This is a genomic window from Brachybacterium subflavum, assembly GCF_009299795.1.
Classification (GTDB): Bacteria; Actinomycetota; Actinomycetes; order Actinomycetales; family Dermabacteraceae; genus Brachybacterium; species Brachybacterium subflavum.
This window is the reverse complement of sequence record NZ_VIGP01000006.1, coordinates 249,994-267,048: the sequence shown is the minus strand read 5'-3', so window position 1 is coordinate 267,048 and position 17,055 is coordinate 249,994. Positions and strand designations below refer to the sequence as shown.

The window sequence follows — 17,055 nt, the reverse complement described above, 5'->3', positions numbered from 1 at the left end:
GAGCATGGCACCGCCGGACGGCGTCGTAAAGGGAGGCCCCGCGCGGGTCCGGGGATCCGCGCGGGTCCGGGGATCCGCGCGGGTCTGCGGACCATTCACACGCGCGAATGGTCCGCAGACCGGCACGGACTCGAGCTGCCGGACCGGTCCGCCGACCCGATCACTCAGCGCGAAGGACGTCCCGACCCGGACCTCCCCGCCCTCAGCAGCAGCCGGCCGACGGGTTCTCGTCCTGCGCGGCGTACTTCTGCCGCCAGAACTCCTTCTCGCTGAGCGGCGCGTGCGCGCACCCGGTGATGCGGTGATGGTGCAGGTAGCGGTCGTAGGCGTCGGACCCGAGCACGCCGCGGGCGAAGCGACGCACCCCGCGCAGCGCGCCGACGAGGCGACCGGGAACAGCCCCGGCCCCGCCCGTCGGCCGCACCCCCGCCACGACCCGCGCGCTCATCAGTGCCCGACCGTCCCGGCGAGGTCCTTCTCGGGGTGCTCGCGCAGGTGGTCCTGCCAGCGGCCCTCGAGCTCCTTCTCGCCGGGCGTCGGCACCATGCCCGCCGGCGCGAAGTAGGCGGACTCGACACGCGGGGCCTCGGTGTCCAGGAGGTTCCTCCCGTGCAGCGCCTGCCAGGTGCGCCAGAGCGAGACCACGATGACGATGATCGTGCAGACCACGAAGAGGATCGAGAGCGAGCCCTGCACGGCGGTGTTGAAGACGACCGCGTGCATGTCCTCGGGCGTCTTCGCGAGGCCCAGCTCGGTCTTGCCCGCGGCGAGGGCGTCGCGGTAGGCGAAGTGGTTCGCCCAGTAGCCCACGCCGGGGTCGGAGGAGAAGATCTTCTGGAACGAGCCGGTGATGGTGACGACCGCGGTGAAGGCGAGCGGCACGAAGATGATCAGCAGCGACCAGGTGCGGCCCTTGCGGGCGAACACGACCAGGCAGATCGCGAGGGCGACCGCGGCCAGCAGCTGGTTGGCGATGCCGAAGAGCGGGAACAGGGTGTTGATGCCGCCCAGCGGGTCGAGCACGCCCATCATGAGGATCGATCCCCAGCCGGCGACCATCACCGCGGTGGTGATCCACGCGCCCACACGCCACGAGTGGTCGCGGAAGCGGGGCTTCCAGCCACCCAGGGCGTCGGCCAGCATGAAGCGGGCGACGCGGGTGCCGGCGTCGACGCTGGTGAGGATGAACAGCGCCTCGAACATGATCGCGAAGTGGTACCAGAACGCCATCATCGCGGGCCCGCCCACGAGCTTGTGCATGATGCCCGCGAGGCCCACGGCGAGCGTGGGTGCGCCGCCGGTGCGGGAGACGATCGACTCCTCGCCGACGTCCTTCGCGGTCTGCGCGAGCGTCGCCGGATCGAGGTTCACGCCGGTGAGGCCGAGGGAGTTCACGAACTGCGCGGCGCCCTCGATCGTGCCGCCGGTCGCGGCGGCCGAGGAATTCATCGCGAAGTAGATGCCGCGGTCGATGGAGACGGCCGCGACCAGCGCCATGATCGCCACGAAGGACTCCATGAGCATGCCGCCGTAGCCGATCATGCGCATCTGGCGCTCCTTCTCCACGAGCTTCGGAGTGGTGCCCGAGGAGATCATCGCGTGGAACCCGGAGAGGGCGCCGCAGGCGATGGTGACGAAGAGGAACGGGAACAGGCCGCCGGTGAACACGGGCCCGTCGGTGCGGGAGGCGAACTCGGAGACCGCCGGGGTGGAGATGCTGGGGCGCACCACGATGATCGCGACGGCGAGCATGGCGATCGTGCCGATCTTCATGAACGTCGAGAGGTAGTCGCGCGGGGCGAGCAGCACCCACACGGGCAGCACGGCGGCGATGAAGCCGTAGACGATGATGAGGCCCGCGAGCACAGGGCGGTCCAGGTGGAAGAGGGCGTCGCCCCAGCCGGTCTCGGCGACCCAGCGTCCGGAGATGATCGCGAACAGCAGCAGGGCCACGCCGATCACGGAGACCTCGAAGACCTTGCCGGGGCGCAGGAAGCGCAGGTAGAGGCCCATGAAGATCGCGATCGGGATGGTCAGGCCCACGCTGTACACGCCCCAGGCGCTCTCCCCGAGGGAGTTCACGACCACCATCGCGAGGATCGCGACGATGATCAGCATGATGGTCAGGGTCGCGATGAACGCGGCCACGCCGCCGACGACGCCGAGCTCGTCGCGGGCCATCTGCCCGAGGGAGCGGCCGTGGCGGCGCGTGGAGATCACGAGCACGAGGAAGTCCTGGACGGCGCCCGCGAGCACCACGCCCACGATGATCCAGATGGTGCCGGGCAGGTAGCCCATCTGCGCGGCGAGGACGGGGCCGACGAGCGGGCCGGCGCCGGCGATCGCGGCGAAGTGGTGGCCGAAGAGGATGCGGCGGTCGGTGGGGACGTAGTCCTTGCCGTCGTACTCGGCCTCGGCGGGGGTGGCGCGGGTGTCGTCGGGCCTGACCAGCCGGTTCTGGATGAACTTCGCGTAGAAGCGGTAGGCGACGAGGTAGGTCGCGACGGCGGCGAACACGAACCAGATCGCGTTGATGGTCTCGCCGCGCGCGAGGGCGAGCATGACCCAGCCGAGCGCGCCCACGAGCGAGATGGCGACCCACAGCGCGATCTTCGCGGGGGTCCAGCGCTGCTCGGCGCGCACGGTCTGCTCGGGAAGGGCTGCGGGAGGGGCGTCGGCCGTCGCAGCGGCCGCGCCCGAGGAGGGTTCAGGGGACGAGGGGGACATGGGGAAGACCTCCTGGGTCGTCGTCGACCGGCCGCCGGGGAGAACGGCCGACGACAGGCTACCGCCGTCGGACCCGTGCCCCGCGATGTGGCGCGCGACTCACATACCACGCGGACCCGCTGGTCGTCCGGCGATTGCAGGATGTCGCCGCCGAAGGCTCCCTGCGCGGTGGTAGCGTGACCGCCCGGCGGCCAATCCCCCGCTGCTCCTCCGAGTGCCATGAGCGCGCTCGCGACGGCGCCCCTTCCCCTGGACTCCGAGGCCCTGTCATGGTCGACATCCGGTTGGATGCGCAGTGGATCGATTACGCGATCATCGCGCTCTACTTCGTCTTCGTGCTCGGTGTGGGCTGGTTCGCCAAACGCGGCGTCTCCAACTCCATCGAGTTCTTCCTCTCCGGCCGCTCCCTGCCCGCCTGGGTGACCGGCCTCGCGTTCATCTCCGCGAACCTCGGCGCGGTCGAGATCATGGGCATGTCCGCCACCGGCGCCCAGTACGGCATGCCGACGATGCACTACTTCTGGGTGGGCGCGATCCCCGCGATGCTGTTCCTGGGCGTCGTGATGATGCCCTTCTACTACGGCTCGAAGGTGCGCAGCGTCCCCGAGTTCATGCGCATGCGCTTCGGCACGGCCGCGCACCTGGTGAACTCCATCAGCTTCGCCGCCGCGCAGCTGCTGATCGCCGGCGTGAACCTGTACCTGCTGGCCACGATCGTGAACCGTCTGCTGGGCTGGCCCCAGTGGGTGGGGCTCATCGTCGCCGCCGCGTTCGTGCTGTTCTACATCAGCGTCGGCGGGCTCTCCGCGGCCATCTACAACGAGGTGCTGCAGTTCTTCGTGATCGTCGCGGCGCTGCTGCCGCTGACGCTGATCGGCCTGCACCGCGTGGGCGGCTGGAGCGGCCTGAAGGAGAAGGTCGCCGGCGACGGCATGCTCGGCGCCGAACAGCTCCACTCCTGGCCGGGCGAGCAGCTCTCGGGCTTCAACAGCCCGATCCTCTCGGTGGTCGGCATCGTGTTCGGCCTGGGCTTCGTGCTCTCCTTCGGCTACTGGACGACGAACTTCGTCGAGGTGCAGCGCGCGATGGCCAGCAAGTCCATCACCGCCGCCCGGATGACGCCGATCATCGGCGCCTTCCCCAAGATGTTCATCCCCTTCATCGTGATCATCCCCGGCATGATCGCCGGCGTGCTGGTCTCGGACATGACCGAGTTCAAGAAGCTCGACTTCGGGGGCGATGCGGCCGGGGCGGCCGCCACCGGCGTCTCGTACAACGACGCCCTGCTGCTGCTCATGCGCGACGTGATGCCCAACGGCCTGCTGGGCGTGGCGATCGCGGGCCTGCTGGCCGCGTTCATGGCCGGCATGGCCGCGAACATCTCGGCCTTCAACACGGTGGTCAGCTACGACCTCTACCAGCAGTACGTGAAGAAGGACGCCCCGGACAGGCACTACATCCTCGTGGGCCGCATCGCGACCGCCGTGGCCTGCGTGATCGCGATCTTCACGGCGCTCATCGCCGGGCAGTTCTCGAACCTCATGGACTACCTGCAGACCCTGTTCGGGTTCTTCAACGCGCCGCTGTTCGCGACGTTCATCCTGGGCATGTTCTGGAAGCGGATGACGCCGGCCGCCGGCTGGTCGGGCCTGGCCTCGGGCACGGTCGCCGCCGTCATCCTGTGGAGCCTGTCGACGTTCGGCGAGGTGTTCGTCCTGCCGGGCCAGGGCCTCGCGTTCCTCAGCGCCGCCACCGCGTTCGTCGTGGACATCATCGTCTCGGTGGTCGTCACCCAGTTCACGCGCCCCAAGCCGGTGCACGAGCTGAAGGGCCTCGTCTACTCCGAGACCCCCAAGACCGATCTCGTGGACCCCGACGAGAAGGGCCTGCCCTTCTTCCGTCGTCCGGTCCCGATGGCCGGGATCGGCCTGGCGCTGGTCATCATCCTGAACATCGTCTTCGCGTGAGCCGGGACGGAGGAGAGAAGTCATGAACGACAACGAGAACCTCGAGGGCGGCCCCGCCGCAGTCCCAGATTCCGCAGGCGCCAAGGTCGAGACCGCCGGCGCCTTCGACATCCGCAACTTCATCGGACTGCTGGTCGCACTGTTCGGCGTGATCCTGCTGCTGGTGGGACTCTTCGACTTCACCGACGTCGAGGCCGCCAAGACCGGCGGCGTCAACGCCAACCTGTGGGCCGGCATCGTCATGGTCGTCGTCGGCCTGCTGTTCGCCGTGTGGGCGAAGGTCGAGCCGATCCGCATGATCGTCAGCGAGAACGAGGAGGGGGCCGAGGAGCCGCGCGACATCGCGGGCCTCGACTGACCTCCCCCGTCCCCGCCGGCCCTCCGGCCGACGGCAGCGCCCCCGCCGCCCGCGCACCGCTCAGCGCTGCGCCGGCTGCGGGGGCGCTTCGCTGCGCGGATCACCCGTGCGCCGGGCCCCTGCCCGCCCCTACACTTGTGTACGACCGTACGCCTACGTGATCTGGAGACGCCCGTGCCCGGCGCACCCGCTTCCCTGCCCCTGCGCCGCCTCGCGCTGAGCGCCCTGTTCTTCCTGCCCGGGATCAGCATCTCCTCCTGGGTGACGCGCACCCCCGCGATCCGCGACCTGCTGGGCGCCTCGACCGCGCAGATGGGTCTCGTGCTGTTCGGCCTGTCCGTCGGCTCGATGCTCGGGATCCTCACCTCGGGGCCGGCCGTGATGCGCCTGGGCGCCCGACGGGTCGTGCTCGTCGCCTCCGCGCTGCTGGTGCTCGCGATGCCCACGATCGCCGCGGGCGCGGCCACGCAGCAGGCGCTCGTGGTCACCCTGGGCCTCGCCCTGTTCGGCGCCGGCACCGGCGGCGGCGAGGTCGCGATGAACATCGAGGGCGCCGAGGTCGAGCGGGAGTCCGGCCGCACCTTCCTGCCCACCCTGCACGGCTGCTTCAGCCTGGGCACGGTGATGGGGGCGGGCGCCGGCATCCTCGCGAACGGCGTGCACCTGCCCGTGGTGCCCCACCTGCTCGCGATCGGCGTGATCGGCGCCGTGCTGCTGGTCTGGTCGATCCGTCTGCTGCCCGCGGCGACGGGGCAGGTCAGCGCCGAGGAGCGCGCCTCCCGCGGGCACCGCACCGGCCCGCCGGTCTGGAAGGACGGCCGCCTGCTGCTGATCGGGGCGATCGTGCTCGCCATGGCGCTGGCCGAGGGCACCGCGAACGACTGGCTGCCGCTGGTCATGGTCGACGGCCACGGCTTCGACGCGGCGCTCGGCAGCGCCGTCTACGCGGTCTTCGCGGCTTCGATGACGCTCGGCCGCTTCGCGGGCGGACCGATCATCGATCGCCTGGGCCGCGCTCCCGTGCTCGCGGCGAGCGCCGCCTGCGCGACCGCGGGGCTGGTGCTCGTCTCCCTCGTGGACAACCAGATCGTCGCCGGCATCGCGGTGATCCTCTGGGGCCTCGGCGCCTCCCTCGGCTTCCCCGTCGCGCTCTCGGCAGCGGGCGATTCCGGCCCGCAGCCCGCCCAGCGCGTCGCGCTGGCCTCGATCGTCGGTTACATGGCGTTCCTCGTGGGCCCGCCGGTGCTGGGCTTCGTGGGCGAGCACGTGGGGCTGCGCGGCGCCCTGCTGCTGCCCGCCGCGGTCGTCGCCGTCGCGATCTTCCTGGCCCCGTCGACGGGGAACCGGAGCCTGCGCCGCAGCAGCTGAGTGCGCGTGGAGTGGGCGTGAAGGCCGTCTCGGATCCGGCGCGGCACCCTGGCATCGACGGGCGACCCGTGCGCAGGATGGACGCACCATGGATCGCGATCTCGTCTGGTACGTCAGCTACGGCTCGAACATGAACGCCGAGCGCCTCGCCTGCTACATCCAGGGCGGCAGACCGCCGGGCGCGCTGATCGGCTACACCGGGGCCCGCGACCGCACTCCCCCGCGCGAGGCAGCGGGCGTGATGCTCCCGGGCCGCCTGCACTTCGCGGGCGAGTCGCGCGTGTGGAGCGGCGGGATGGGCTTCTACGACCACGACGCCGAGGGGCCGACGCCGGCGCGCGCCTTCCTGCTGACGGTCCCCCAGTTCGCGGACGTCGCCGCCCAGGAGATGCACCGCCCGGTCCAGGAGGGCGACCCCGTCGAGCGCCTCGTGCGCGAGGACCTGGGCATCGGCGGCGGAGACGCCGGCGGCGCGGCGAGCGCGGGCACGCGCGTGGCCGTCGGCCCCGGACGCTACGAGACCCTGGTGGTGCTCGGCGAGCGCGCGGGCATCCCGATGCTCACCTTCACCGCGCCCGACGGGATCGGCGACGTGCCCGCGACCCAACCCGCCCCCGCCTACCTCGACATGCTCGCCGAGGGCCTGCGCCAGTCCCACGGCTGGGACCGCGACCGGGCCGACGCCTACTTCGCAGCGCGCGGCGCGGACCTGGAGCGGGTGGGGGTCTGAGACCGCGCCAGGGCAGTCGTCGCCCTGGGTTCCCCCCATTCCGCCCGAGAGGGCGCAGGATGGAGGGACCGGCCGCGCCGTCGACCCCGCCCGTCGGCCCCGCCCGAGACCACGACTCGAAGGAGCGCACCATGACCACCAAGCCCCGCCTCTCCCCCGCGAAGGTCACCGACCTGCTCGAGCGCACCCCGCGCAGCTCCTTCATCGGCGGCCGCTTCCTGGGCGGCACCCCAGATCTCGACGTCCAGGACCCGGCGACCGGACGCGTCCTCACCCAGATCGTCGACGCCGACGCCGCGCGCATCGGCACCCAGGCCCTCGACGCCGCCGTCGCCGCCCAGGCCGACTGGGCCGCGACCCTCCCCCGCGAGCGCTCAGAGATCCTGCGCCGTGCCTACGAGCTCTGCCACGAGCGGGCCGACGACCTCGCGGCGCTGATGACCCTCGAGATGGGCAAGCCCCTGGACGAGTCGTACGGCGAGGTCACCTACGGCGCCGAGTTCCTGCGCTGGTTCAGCGAGGAGGCCGTGCGCCTGCCCGGCCGCTTCCGGCAGGCCCCCGCGGCCGAGCAGGCGATCCTCACCACCGCGCGGCCCGTCGGCCCGGTCCTCGCGATCACCCCGTGGAACTTCCCGCTGTCGATGGGCACCCGCAAGATCGCGCCGGCCCTCGCGGCCGGCTGCACCGTCGTGCTCAAGCCCGCGCAGATGACGCCCCTGACCTCTCTCGCCTTCGCGCAGATCCTCGCCGACGCGGGCGTCCCCGCGGGCGTCGTGAACGTGGTCGTCACCTCGGACTCGTCCGGACTGTCCTCGACGCTGATGGCCGACGGTCGCCTGCGGAAGGTCTCGTTCACGGGCTCCACCTCGGTGGGCCGCGCTCTGCTCGCCCAGGCCTCCGAGCACGTGCTGCGCACCTCCATGGAGCTCGGCGGCAACGCCCCGTTCCTGGTGCTGCCCTCGGCCGACATGGACACGGCGATCGCCGCCGCCATGCCCGCGAAGTACCGCAACAACGGCGAGGCCTGCACCGCCGCGAACCGCTTCTACGTGCACTCGTCCGTCGCCGAGGAGTTCACCCGCCGCCTGGTCGCCAAGACCGAGGAGCTGCAGGTCGGCGCGGGGATCGACGAGGGCACGACGATGGGGCCGATGATCGAGCCCAAGGCCCTCGACAAGATCGAGGAGCTCGTGGCCGACGCCGTCGAGCGCGGAGCGAGGGTCCTCACCGGCGGGCGCCGCCCGAGCGCCGAGGAGCTGCCCGAAGGCTGCGAGGACGGCTTCTTCTACCTGCCCACCGTGCTCGGGGACGTCCCGGCCGATGCCCGTGTGAACCGCGAGGAGATCTTCGGCCCGGTCGCGCCCGTGATCGTCATGGACGACGTCGAGGAGATGGTGCGCGCCGCGAACGACACCGAGTTCGGGCTCATGAGCTACGCCGTGGGCGCGGACCTCGCCGAGGTCACCGACGTCGCCGGGCGCATCGAGTCGGGCATGGTCGCGGTGAACCTGGGCGTCGCCTCCGATGCCGCCGCCCCCTTCGGCGGCGTCAAGGAGTCGGGCCTGGGCCGCGAGGGCTCCCACGAGGGCTTCGCGGAGTACCTCGAGACCACGTACGTGCGGCTGCCGCTGTGAGCGGGGCGGGCGCCCTCCTGCGCACGTGCATCGCCTCCGACGTCAGGCGCCTCGCTGCCATGCGCCGAGCCCGCGAGCAGTGGATGCAGCAGCAGGGCATCGCCCAGTGGAGGGTCGGCTCCCTCGGCGCGGAGCAGATCTCGATCGAGGTGGGACGCGGCGAGTGGTACGCCCTGGTCCCGGACGGATCCCCTGAGAGCCACCACGAGTTCGAGGCCGCCGTGCGGCTCGTCGACGAGGATCCCTTCTTCTGGAGCGCTCACGAGCGCGCCGCAGAACCGGCCCTCTACGCGCATGGCCTGATGACCGCTCCGTCGGCCGGCGGACGGGGCCTCGGCGCCCAGGTCCTGGACCTCGCACAGGCCGAGGCAGGGCGCCGCGGAGCCCGCTGGCTCCGCCTCGACTGCGCGCCGCACCTGCTGGACTACTACCGGGCCCGGGGCTTCACCCCCGTCGGCCGGAAAGAGACCGAGGAGTTCGTGACGGAGCTGCTCGAGCGGCCGGTGACCTCCTTCCCCGTGATCTCGATCGGTCGCAGCGTGACCTCCGAGGACGTCGTCGACATCCTGGATGGCGGCCGCTGAGCAGCCCCGGCGCCCGGCGCTGGGCACCAAGTGCCCACCCGTGCCCCGCTTTGGTCAGGATTCGTGCCGACAACGACCAATTTCGGCACGAATCCTGACCGAAGAGGCCGCCGCGCGCGGCCGCACCGCGCCGGCCCGCCCGCCAGCCACCCGGCACCCCGCTACTCTCTGAGCATGACGACGATCTACCTGACCGGAGAGGCGAAGTCGCCGAGCAACAATCCGATCACGACGCAGTGGGGACTTTTCTTCATCGGCCTCGTCGTCGATACTGAGTCGCACGTCATCCGCGCGGTCGACTGCACCGCCACCCTCGCTCTCACGGTCGAGTTCGTGAGGGAGCTGCTGGTGGGACGCTCGATCCTCGAGGACGACGCCCTGGTGGAGTCCATCACCGAGAGGTACCACGGGTCCTCGCAGAAGGCGCTCGCCGCCTCCGTGCGCAATGCCGCAGCGAAGTACCGCGACCTCTCGGCGGATCCCACCGCATAACGCCATACGCCTCCGTCCGCCCGGGACCTCACAGAACCGGAACCCGTCGGAAGCACCACGAACGCGCCCGCCCGGGCGCGCCGCGTCGGTGCTTCCGATTTTTTCTTGCCCGATCTCCGACCCCTTCCCCACCCCGAGGAGAACCCATGATCACCGACGGCCTGCTGATGCTCGGCGTCCTGCTGGGACTGTCGTGCGTGCTGATCGTCCTGGAGAAGACCACCGGCTGGAAGCTGTTCAAGTTTGTGCCCGGCATGGTGCTGATGTACCTGCTGTGCGCGCTGCTGAACACGCTCGGAGTCTTCGGCCAGGACGACGCGACCCGCGCCCCCATCGCCCAGGTCAAGGACGTGCTGCTGCCGGCGATGATCTTCCTGTTCCTGTTCGGCTGCGACCTGCGCAAGATCATCCGCCTGGGCCCGAAGCTGCTGCTGACGATGTTCGTGGCCTCGGCCTCGCTGTGCTTCGGCATGGTGCTGGTGTACGTGGTCTTCCAGGCGGCGGTCCACCCTGAGGCGTGGAAGGTGTTCGGCGCTCTGCTGGCCAGCTGGACCGGCGGCAGCGCGAACATGGTCGCCGTCCAGGACATCCTCAAGGCCCCGGAGAACATCTTCGGGTACGCCCTGATCACCGACACGCTGATGTACTCGCTGTGGCTGATGCTGATGTTCGCCTCGGTCGCGGTCTCGCCCCGCTTCAACCGCTGGACCAAGGCCGACACCTCCTACCTCGACGCCCACGAGGGCGCCTTCGAGGTGGAGGAGAAGCCGGTGACGGTGTCCTCGCTCGCGATCGTCGTGTTCGGCTCGATCCTGGTCTCGACCTTCTCGATCTGGATCGGCGGCCTGCTGCCCGAATGGGGCGCGGTCGTCAACGGCACCACCTGGTCGATCCTCATCGTCTCCCTGCTGGGGCTCGCCGTCGCGCTGACCCCGCTGGGGTCGACCGCCGGCTCGAGCGAGGTCGCCACGCTGATGCTGTTCGTGGTGATCGGCCAGATCGCCTCCGGCTCGGACTTCTCGGCGATCACGCAGGCTCCGATCTACATCGTGATGGGCATCCTCGTGGTCGCGATCCACGCCGCGATCATGGTGCTCTACGCGAAGATCGCGAAGGTCGAGCTGTTCTCCCTGGCCGTCGCCTCCACCGCGAACATCGGCGGCATCGCCTCCGCGCCCGTGGTCGCGAGCGCCTTCAACCGCCAGCTGGTCCCCGTGGGCGTGCTGTTCGCCCTGATCGGCTCGTTCATGGGCACGTTCGTGGGCCTGATCGGCGCCCAGGTCATGCACGCGCTGTGACCGCCGTCGCGAGAGGAGGGGGAGCGATGACCCCGCAGAGCCCGCAGGATCCCGACGTGCACGTCGTCGCGGTCCGCCACCACCGCCACGTCGCGCCGCTCAAGCGGCCCTTCGTGACCGCGGCGCGACGCACCGAATCCGTGCACTACGTGGTCGCGGAGGTCGAGCTGGCCGACGGCACGGTCGGCCAGGGCTCCGCGGCCGAGACCGTCGCCGTCACGGGTGAATCGGCCGAGTCGATCGCCGCGTGCCTGGCAGTTCCGCTGCGCGGCGCGCTCGAGGGCGCCCGGGGATCGCTGGGCGAGGTCGGGCGTCGGATCGGCGACGCGGTCCCGGGGAGCACGAGCGCCAAGGCGGCCCTCGACGTGGCCCTGCACGACGCCGCCGCGCGCGCCGCGCGGGTGCCGCTGGTCGAGCTGCTGGGCGGCACCCGCTGCGGCACCCTGACCAACGACATGACGATCTCCCTCGAGGACCCCGAGGTGATGGCCGGCCATGCCCGCGACGCGGTCGCCTCGGGCGAGCAGATCCTGAAGATCAAGCTGGGCCGGGACATCGACGAGGACCGTCGGCGGCTCGCCGCGGTGCTCGAGGCCGCCCCCGGGGTGAGCCTGCGTCTGGACGCGAACCAGGGGTGGGAGGCCCGCGAGGCGATCAGCATCATCACCGGCTTCGAGCGCGATGGCCTGCCGATCGAGCTCGTCGAGCAGCCCGTTGCGGCCGGGGATCTCGAGGGGCTCGCCCTGGTGCGCGCCGAGGTGGCGACCCCGGTGATGGCCGACGAGGCCGTGTGGAACGCGCAGGACGCCCGCCGCATCGTCGAGGCGGGCGCGGCCGACCTGCTGAACATCAAGCTCGCCAAGACCGGCGGCCTGCGCGAGGCCCTCGCCGTGGCCGATGTGGCCCTCGAGGCGGGCATCGCCTGCATGGTGGGCGCCATGATGGAGCCGAGGATCTCGATCACCGCCGCGGCCCACCTGGCCTTCGCGCATCCCGCGATCGCGCTCATCGACCTCGACCCCCCGGCCTGGTTCACCTCGGGGGTGCCGTCGGGCGGCTACCGCCAGCGCGGCGCCGAGCTCGAGCTGATCGGCGGTCCGGGGCTCGGCCTTGCGATGCTCGAGCCGATGCAGGACGCTGATGACGCAGGAGGTGGTAGGTGACGTCGACCCCGCAGGTCCCCGGCATGCCCGAACCCGTCTCCTCGAAGGAGGACACCATGTCCGCCCACCGCAGCCCCTCCCCGCACGACCCCTCTGATGCCCCGCAGGTCAGCCGACGCGCCGGACTGCGGCTCGCCGCCACCGGGGCCGCCGGCCTCGCGGGCCTCGCCGGCGCCGCCTCCGCTTCCGCCGCTCCCGCCCACCGGGGCGGCCACGGCGGCCACGGCCATGGCCACGGGCACGGCAGCGGCGGCAGAGCCCCGAAGGCCGGCGAGACCGCGCACGTGAAGGTCACGGCGACCACGCTGTGGGTCGACCCGCGCACGAACCGCGACGGCATCGACGACGGCGCCGTCTCCACGCCCGTGGACCTCGACGCGTGGAATGCGAAGATGCCCGACGAGGAGACCCGCAAGTGGCTCACCGGGAAGCTCGAGTCGCAGGCGGTGCTGGGCAGCGAGGTCATCGTGGACGAGATCGACGGCGAGTGGGCACACATCGTGGTCACCGCCCAGGGCACCCCGCGCGACGACCGCGGCTACCCGGGCTGGGTACCGATCGACCACCTCACCGTCGACGAGCGCTTCGCGCGCCTCGCGCGCTGCGCCTCGACCGCGACCGTCACGGCGCTCACCAGCACCCTCAGCTCGCCGAGCCGCGGCGAGGGCGCGCGCCTGCCCGTCTCCTTCGACACGATCCTCCCGGTCACCGGCCAGAACGAGGACAGCATCGAGGTGGCCGTCCCGGGCGCGGGCAGCATGCTGCTGAGCGTCGAGGACGCCGCCGTGCGCGCGCACGGCGAGAAGCCCCCGCGCCCCACGGTCGAGGACATCATCGCGACCGGCGAGCGCTTCCTGGGGCTGCACTACCTGTGGGCCGGCGTGAGCGCCTACGGCTACGACTGCTCGGGCTACACGTACACCCTGTTCCACCACCACGGGATCACGCTCGAGCGCGACGCCGGCGACCAGATGCACGAGTCGGGCCTGAAGAGCGTCGAGCGGAAGGACCTCCAGCGGGGCGACCTCGTGTTCTTCGCGACCGAGCCGGGCGCCGAGTCCATACGCCATGTCGCGCTGTACGTGGGCGACGACAAGATCATGCAGGCCCCGAACGCGGCCCGCAGCGTCGAGGTGGTCTCTCTGACCGAGTACGACACCGACGGCGAGTACGCGGGTGCCCGCCGTGTGGAGCTCGCGAAGGGCTGACCTCAGCCCAGCAGGTCCGCGGGCAGCAGCTCGCGGGCCGTCGCGAGGATCCGCTCGTCGGCCGCCTCCTCATCCCATCCGCAGGTCATCACGGCGAGGACGAGGGGGCGGTCCTCGTCGGCCCCGCCGCCCACCGCGGCGACGTCGTGGCGGAACCCGTCGACCCAGCCGGACTTCGACAGGACGTGCACGCCGGGCCGCACCGCGCGGCCGATGATCCGGATCCGCTGCGCGCCGAGCGCCGCGCGCGCAAGATCCCGGGAGCGCGATCCCAGGACGGAACCGTCCCGCACGATCGCGTCCAGGGTGCGCGCGAGGTCCCGTGCACTGGTCTCGTTCGTGCGGCCCGCGGCCAGCGCGGCGCCGTCGCCGATCATCCGCTCGACCCGTGTCACGGGCAGCTCCAGGTCCGCGATCACGGAGGCCACGGCGTCGAGGCCGACGAGGGAGAGCACGTGGTCGGTCGCCTCGTTGCTCGAGCGGTCGATCATGCGCACCAGCAGGTCGCGCACCGTGATCGGCTCGCCCTCGCCCGGGTGCGTGGGATCCAGGTGGTCCCCCGCCAGGGTGAAGTGCGCTCCGCCCTCCCCCGTGAAGGTGCGGGTCGCGGGGACGGTCGCGTCCGGATCGAGCTCCCCGCGGTCCGCGGCGCGCAGCGCGGCGAGCAGCACATGCAGCTTGATGGTGCTCGCCGCGTAGAAGGGCCGATCCGCGGCGCTGCTCGAGAGCTCGCGACCCTGCGGGTCCCGGAGGCACCAGGCGATCGCGGTGGTCGTCGGGGCGGAGGCGGTGGGCATCATCATGCTCTCGACCCTACGGGCCTGCGCTCACGCGGCGGCCAGTCCCGCGCCCACGATCAGCGGGGCGAGGGTGACGGCGAGGATGAACACGCGCTCGCTGATCCCGAAGGTGCGCTCGCGCAGCGCAGGCACCAGCAGGGACACCACGAGGCACACCAGTGCGATCGCCGCGATCACGTGCAGCACGGGCAGGATGCCGGGAACGGGGGTCCCTGTCGCCTCGGCCAGCATCCGGCTCTCCGGTCCGATGGTCGAGTACGCGATCGCGAACCAGGCGACGGCGAGCAGCAGGTGCAGTCGACCGCGCGCGGTCGTGGGCTGCCCCGCGCCATCGGTGGGCACGCGCGGCATCACCGCGAGCACCACGGCCAGCACCAGCAGCCACACGCCGAGGCCCGTGTGGTCGGAGGCCGCCGGGTACTTCAGCGCGAGAATCCCGAGGACCGCCCACGCGGCGGCGGCGAGCCATGAGGCCGCGGCGGCGAGGCCCCGGGTCCCGGGCGCGGACGACGCGGCATAGTCGCTCACCGCGTGCCGCACGGGATGGATGCCGCCGGGGCGCACGTGCAGGGCGACGAGCGCGAGCAGACGGAGGATGAACAGCACGGACGCGACGGTCGCGAGCACCTGGACCACGGGATCTCCTGTCGAAGGGGCGAACGTCTGGGACGCTAGACCTTCCAGCTGCTGGAAGGTCAAGGAGAACGCGCATGCGCATCGGAGAGTTCGCCCGCAGGGTGGGGCTCACACCCTCGACGGTCCGCTTCTACGAGGAGCGGGACATGTTCAGCCCGGGACAGATCACCCGCGGCGCCAACGGCTACCGCGCCTTCGGGGAGGACGCTGTGCAGCGCATGCGGCTCATCCTCGCCGGGCGCGACGCCGGCTTCTCCCTGCAGGACATGCGCACGCGCATGGCGCACTGGACGGAGATGGACGACGCGGAGCGCCGCGCGCTGCTCACCGAGCAGCTCGCCGTCATCGACCGCCGCCGCGAGGAGCTCGCGCACAGCCGCGCCACGATCCTCGGAGCGCTCGCGGTGCTCGAGGAGCGTCGGCCGACTGCCTAGATCTTCGCCGCGGGCCTCACGCGCCCTGGTGCCCCGCGAACTCCCCGGGGTGCTTGCCCTGCCGTCCGCTCTCGCCCCGGTGCAGGGCGGTGATCCGCGCGATCTCCTCCCCGGTCAGGGAGAGGTCGAGGGACTCGAGGTTCGAGACGATGCGTGCGGGCGTCACGGACTTCGGGATCACCACGTCGCCCAGGGCGAGGTTCCAGGCGATGAGCACCTGGGCGGGATCGGCGTCGTGCGCGCGGGCGATCTCGAGCACCGTCGGGTCCGTCAGCTCCCCGCCGCCCTGGCCCAGAGGTGACCAGGCCTCGGTGACGATGCCCTTCTCGGCGTGCAGTGCGCGCAGCTCGGGCTGGTTGAAGTAGGGATGCAGCTCGATCTGGTTGAGCACGGGCAGCACGCCGGTCTCCGTCTCGAGCATCTCGAGGTCCTCGGCCCGGAAGTTCGAGACGCCGATCGAGCGGATCCGCCCCTGCTCCTGCAGCTCGATGAGGGTGCGCCAGGTCTCCAGGGCGAGCCCGTTCTCGGGCGCGGGCCAGTGGATGAGGTAGAGGTCGAGCTCGTCGAGGCCGAGGTCGGTCATGGTGGCGTCGAAGGAGCGCAGGGTGGCCTCGCGACCCTGGTCCTGGTTGGGGACCTTCGAGGTCACGAAGTAGTCGTCGCGTGCGAGGCCGGAGGCCGCGAGCGCGCGGCCCACGCCGTCCTCGTTGTCGTACCCGCGGGCGGTGTCGACGTGCCGGTAGCCGGCCTCGAAGGCCTTCACGACCACGTCGGCCGCGACGTCGGGCTCGACCTGCCAGACACCGTAGCCGAGCTGCGGGATCGAGCGTCCGTCGCGGAAGGGGATGGAGGGTGCGCTGGTCATGGTGCTCCTCGGGTCGGGTCGCTGCGGTCCTCCCCAGCCTAGCCAGGGATGTCAGTCGTCGTCTGCGTCGGCCCCGGGCCCGCTCTTGTGCTTGGCGAGCGAGACCCGCTCGACCCCGGCGACCTCGAGCAGCGGCGGGATCAGGTCGCGCACGGGCGGTCGGCCCAGGAAGCGGATGTCCATGACGATCTTGGGTTCGCCGTCGTTGCCGGTGATCTTGCGGGAGTTCTCGATCGAGTTCGTGAAGCCGGCGCCGGTCGCGGTCGCGAGGATGTCGCGCAGCGCGCCCCGGCCGTCGGCGTAGGTGACGCGCAGCAGGCGATGGCGGTCGGGCCCGGGGACGCGGCGCACGAGCGGGGCGATGAGGAACAGCGTGATCAGGTGCAGCGCGGTGAGCATGATGCCGAGGGAGAGCATGCCGCTGCCGCAGGCCATGCCCACGGCGGCGGACACCCAGACGGTCGCGGCGGTGGTCAGGCCGCGCACCATGGAGCGGCCCTTGAAGATGACGCCGGCGCCCAGGAAGCCGATGCCGGAGACGATCTGGGCGGCGATGCGCGAAGGGTCGAGGTTGACCTCGTCGCCGAGCACCGCCGCGAAGCCGTAGGCCGAGACCAGCGTGAAGGCGCAGGAGCCGAGGCCCACGAGCACGTGGGTGCGGTAGCCGGCGCTCTTCTGCCGCATCTGGCGCTCGAGGCCGATCAGCGAGCACAGCACGAACGTCGCGATGAGCAGCTCGGCCTCCACGAGGCTCGTCGGCTGCACGAGTCCCACCAGGGGATCCATGTCCG

The 17,055-nt window shown here is 71.5% G+C and carries 17 protein-coding genes; 11 read left to right on the top strand and 6 right to left on the bottom strand.

Annotation, left to right across the window (positions count from 1 at the left end; translation table 11 throughout):
* Positions 1 to 202: 202 nt before the first annotated feature.
* Positions 203 to 448: a YbdD/YjiX family protein gene (locus tag FHG10_RS15410; protein ID WP_152354229.1), complete on the bottom strand. Its 246-nt coding sequence runs from the start codon at positions 446 to 448 to the stop codon at positions 203 to 205.
* Positions 448 to 2,727, bottom strand: a complete 2,280-nt coding sequence (locus FHG10_RS15405) for a carbon starvation CstA family protein (RefSeq protein ID WP_152354228.1) — start codon at positions 2,725 to 2,727, stop codon at positions 448 to 450. The genes FHG10_RS15410 and FHG10_RS15405 overlap by 1 nt, the downstream gene beginning before the upstream one ends.
* 269 nt (positions 2,728 to 2,996) lie before the next feature.
* Between FHG10_RS15405 and FHG10_RS15400 the strand changes: the two genes are divergently transcribed.
* The 10 genes from FHG10_RS15400 to FHG10_RS15355 all read left to right on the top strand — a co-directional run bounded on the left by FHG10_RS15400 (position 2,997) and on the right by FHG10_RS15355 (position 13,529).
* Positions 2,997 to 4,694, top strand: coding sequence for a sodium:solute symporter family protein (locus FHG10_RS15400; RefSeq protein WP_152354227.1), 1,698 nt, complete (start codon positions 2,997 to 2,999; stop codon positions 4,692 to 4,694).
* Positions 4,695 to 4,716: 22 nt separating this feature from the next.
* Positions 4,717 to 5,052 (top strand): hypothetical protein, encoded by a 336-nt coding sequence (locus FHG10_RS15395; RefSeq protein ID WP_152354226.1) that lies wholly within the window; start codon positions 4,717 to 4,719, stop codon positions 5,050 to 5,052.
* 174 nt (positions 5,053 to 5,226) lie between these two features.
* Positions 5,227 to 6,420 (top strand): MFS transporter, encoded by a 1,194-nt coding sequence (locus FHG10_RS15390; protein WP_152354225.1) that lies wholly within the window; start codon positions 5,227 to 5,229, stop codon positions 6,418 to 6,420.
* 88 nt (positions 6,421 to 6,508) lie between these two features.
* On the top strand, positions 6,509 to 7,150 hold the full coding sequence (locus tag FHG10_RS15385) for a histone deacetylase (protein WP_152354224.1): 642 nt from the start codon (positions 6,509 to 6,511) through the stop codon (positions 7,148 to 7,150).
* A gap of 131 nt (positions 7,151 to 7,281) precedes the next feature.
* Positions 7,282 to 8,784, top strand: a complete 1,503-nt coding sequence (locus tag FHG10_RS15380) for an NAD-dependent succinate-semialdehyde dehydrogenase (protein ID WP_152354223.1) — start codon at positions 7,282 to 7,284, stop codon at positions 8,782 to 8,784.
* 59 nt (positions 8,785 to 8,843) lie between these two features.
* A complete protein-coding gene (locus tag FHG10_RS15375; protein WP_152354222.1) occupies positions 8,844 to 9,368 on the top strand; it encodes a GNAT family N-acetyltransferase in 525 nt (174 codons plus the stop codon).
* A gap of 174 nt (positions 9,369 to 9,542) precedes the next feature.
* Complete coding sequence (locus FHG10_RS15370) at positions 9,543 to 9,860, top strand: DUF3870 domain-containing protein (RefSeq protein WP_152354221.1); 318 nt, start codon at positions 9,543 to 9,545, stop codon at positions 9,858 to 9,860.
* Positions 9,861 to 10,006: 146 nt separating this feature from the next.
* Positions 10,007 to 11,158 carry a DUF819 family protein gene (locus FHG10_RS15365; RefSeq protein WP_152354220.1) on the top strand — a complete coding sequence of 384 codons (1,152 nt, stop codon included), beginning with the start codon at positions 10,007 to 10,009 and terminating at the stop codon, positions 11,156 to 11,158.
* 26 nt (positions 11,159 to 11,184) lie between these two features.
* Complete coding sequence (locus FHG10_RS15360) at positions 11,185 to 12,321, top strand: dipeptide epimerase (RefSeq protein ID WP_152354219.1); 1,137 nt, start codon at positions 11,185 to 11,187, stop codon at positions 12,319 to 12,321.
* Entirely contained in the window at positions 12,318 to 13,529 is a 1,212-nt protein-coding gene (locus tag FHG10_RS15355; protein WP_227488305.1) for a C40 family peptidase, read from the top strand. The genes FHG10_RS15360 and FHG10_RS15355 overlap by 4 nt, the downstream gene beginning before the upstream one ends.
* Positions 13,530 to 13,531: 2 nt before the next feature.
* On the opposite strand, the gene FHG10_RS15350 is transcribed toward FHG10_RS15355, so the two are convergent.
* Both FHG10_RS15350 and FHG10_RS15345 read right to left on the bottom strand, forming a co-directional pair.
* A complete protein-coding gene (locus tag FHG10_RS15350; protein ID WP_152354218.1) occupies positions 13,532 to 14,332 on the bottom strand; it encodes a serine hydrolase in 801 nt (266 codons plus the stop codon).
* A gap of 24 nt (positions 14,333 to 14,356) precedes the next feature.
* On the bottom strand, positions 14,357 to 14,965 hold the full coding sequence (locus tag FHG10_RS15345) for a DUF998 domain-containing protein (RefSeq protein WP_152354217.1): 609 nt from the start codon (positions 14,963 to 14,965) through the stop codon (positions 14,357 to 14,359).
* A 74-nt stretch (positions 14,966 to 15,039) separates the two neighbouring features.
* On the opposite strand from FHG10_RS15345, the gene FHG10_RS15340 reads away from it, so the two are divergent.
* On the top strand, positions 15,040 to 15,399 hold the full coding sequence (locus tag FHG10_RS15340; RefSeq protein ID WP_152354216.1) for a MerR family transcriptional regulator: 360 nt from the start codon (positions 15,040 to 15,042) through the stop codon (positions 15,397 to 15,399).
* A 16-nt stretch (positions 15,400 to 15,415) separates the two neighbouring features.
* On the opposite strand, the gene FHG10_RS15335 is transcribed toward FHG10_RS15340, so the two are convergent.
* On the bottom strand, positions 15,416 to 16,264 hold the full coding sequence (locus FHG10_RS15335; RefSeq protein WP_152354215.1) for an aldo/keto reductase: 849 nt from the start codon (positions 16,262 to 16,264) through the stop codon (positions 15,416 to 15,418).
* 51 nt (positions 16,265 to 16,315) lie between these two features.
* Positions 16,316 to 17,050 carry an MgtC/SapB family protein gene (locus FHG10_RS15330; RefSeq protein WP_152354214.1) on the bottom strand — a complete coding sequence of 245 codons (735 nt, stop codon included), beginning with the start codon at positions 17,048 to 17,050 and terminating at the stop codon, positions 16,316 to 16,318.
* Between the last annotated feature and the right edge of the window lie 5 nt (positions 17,051 to 17,055).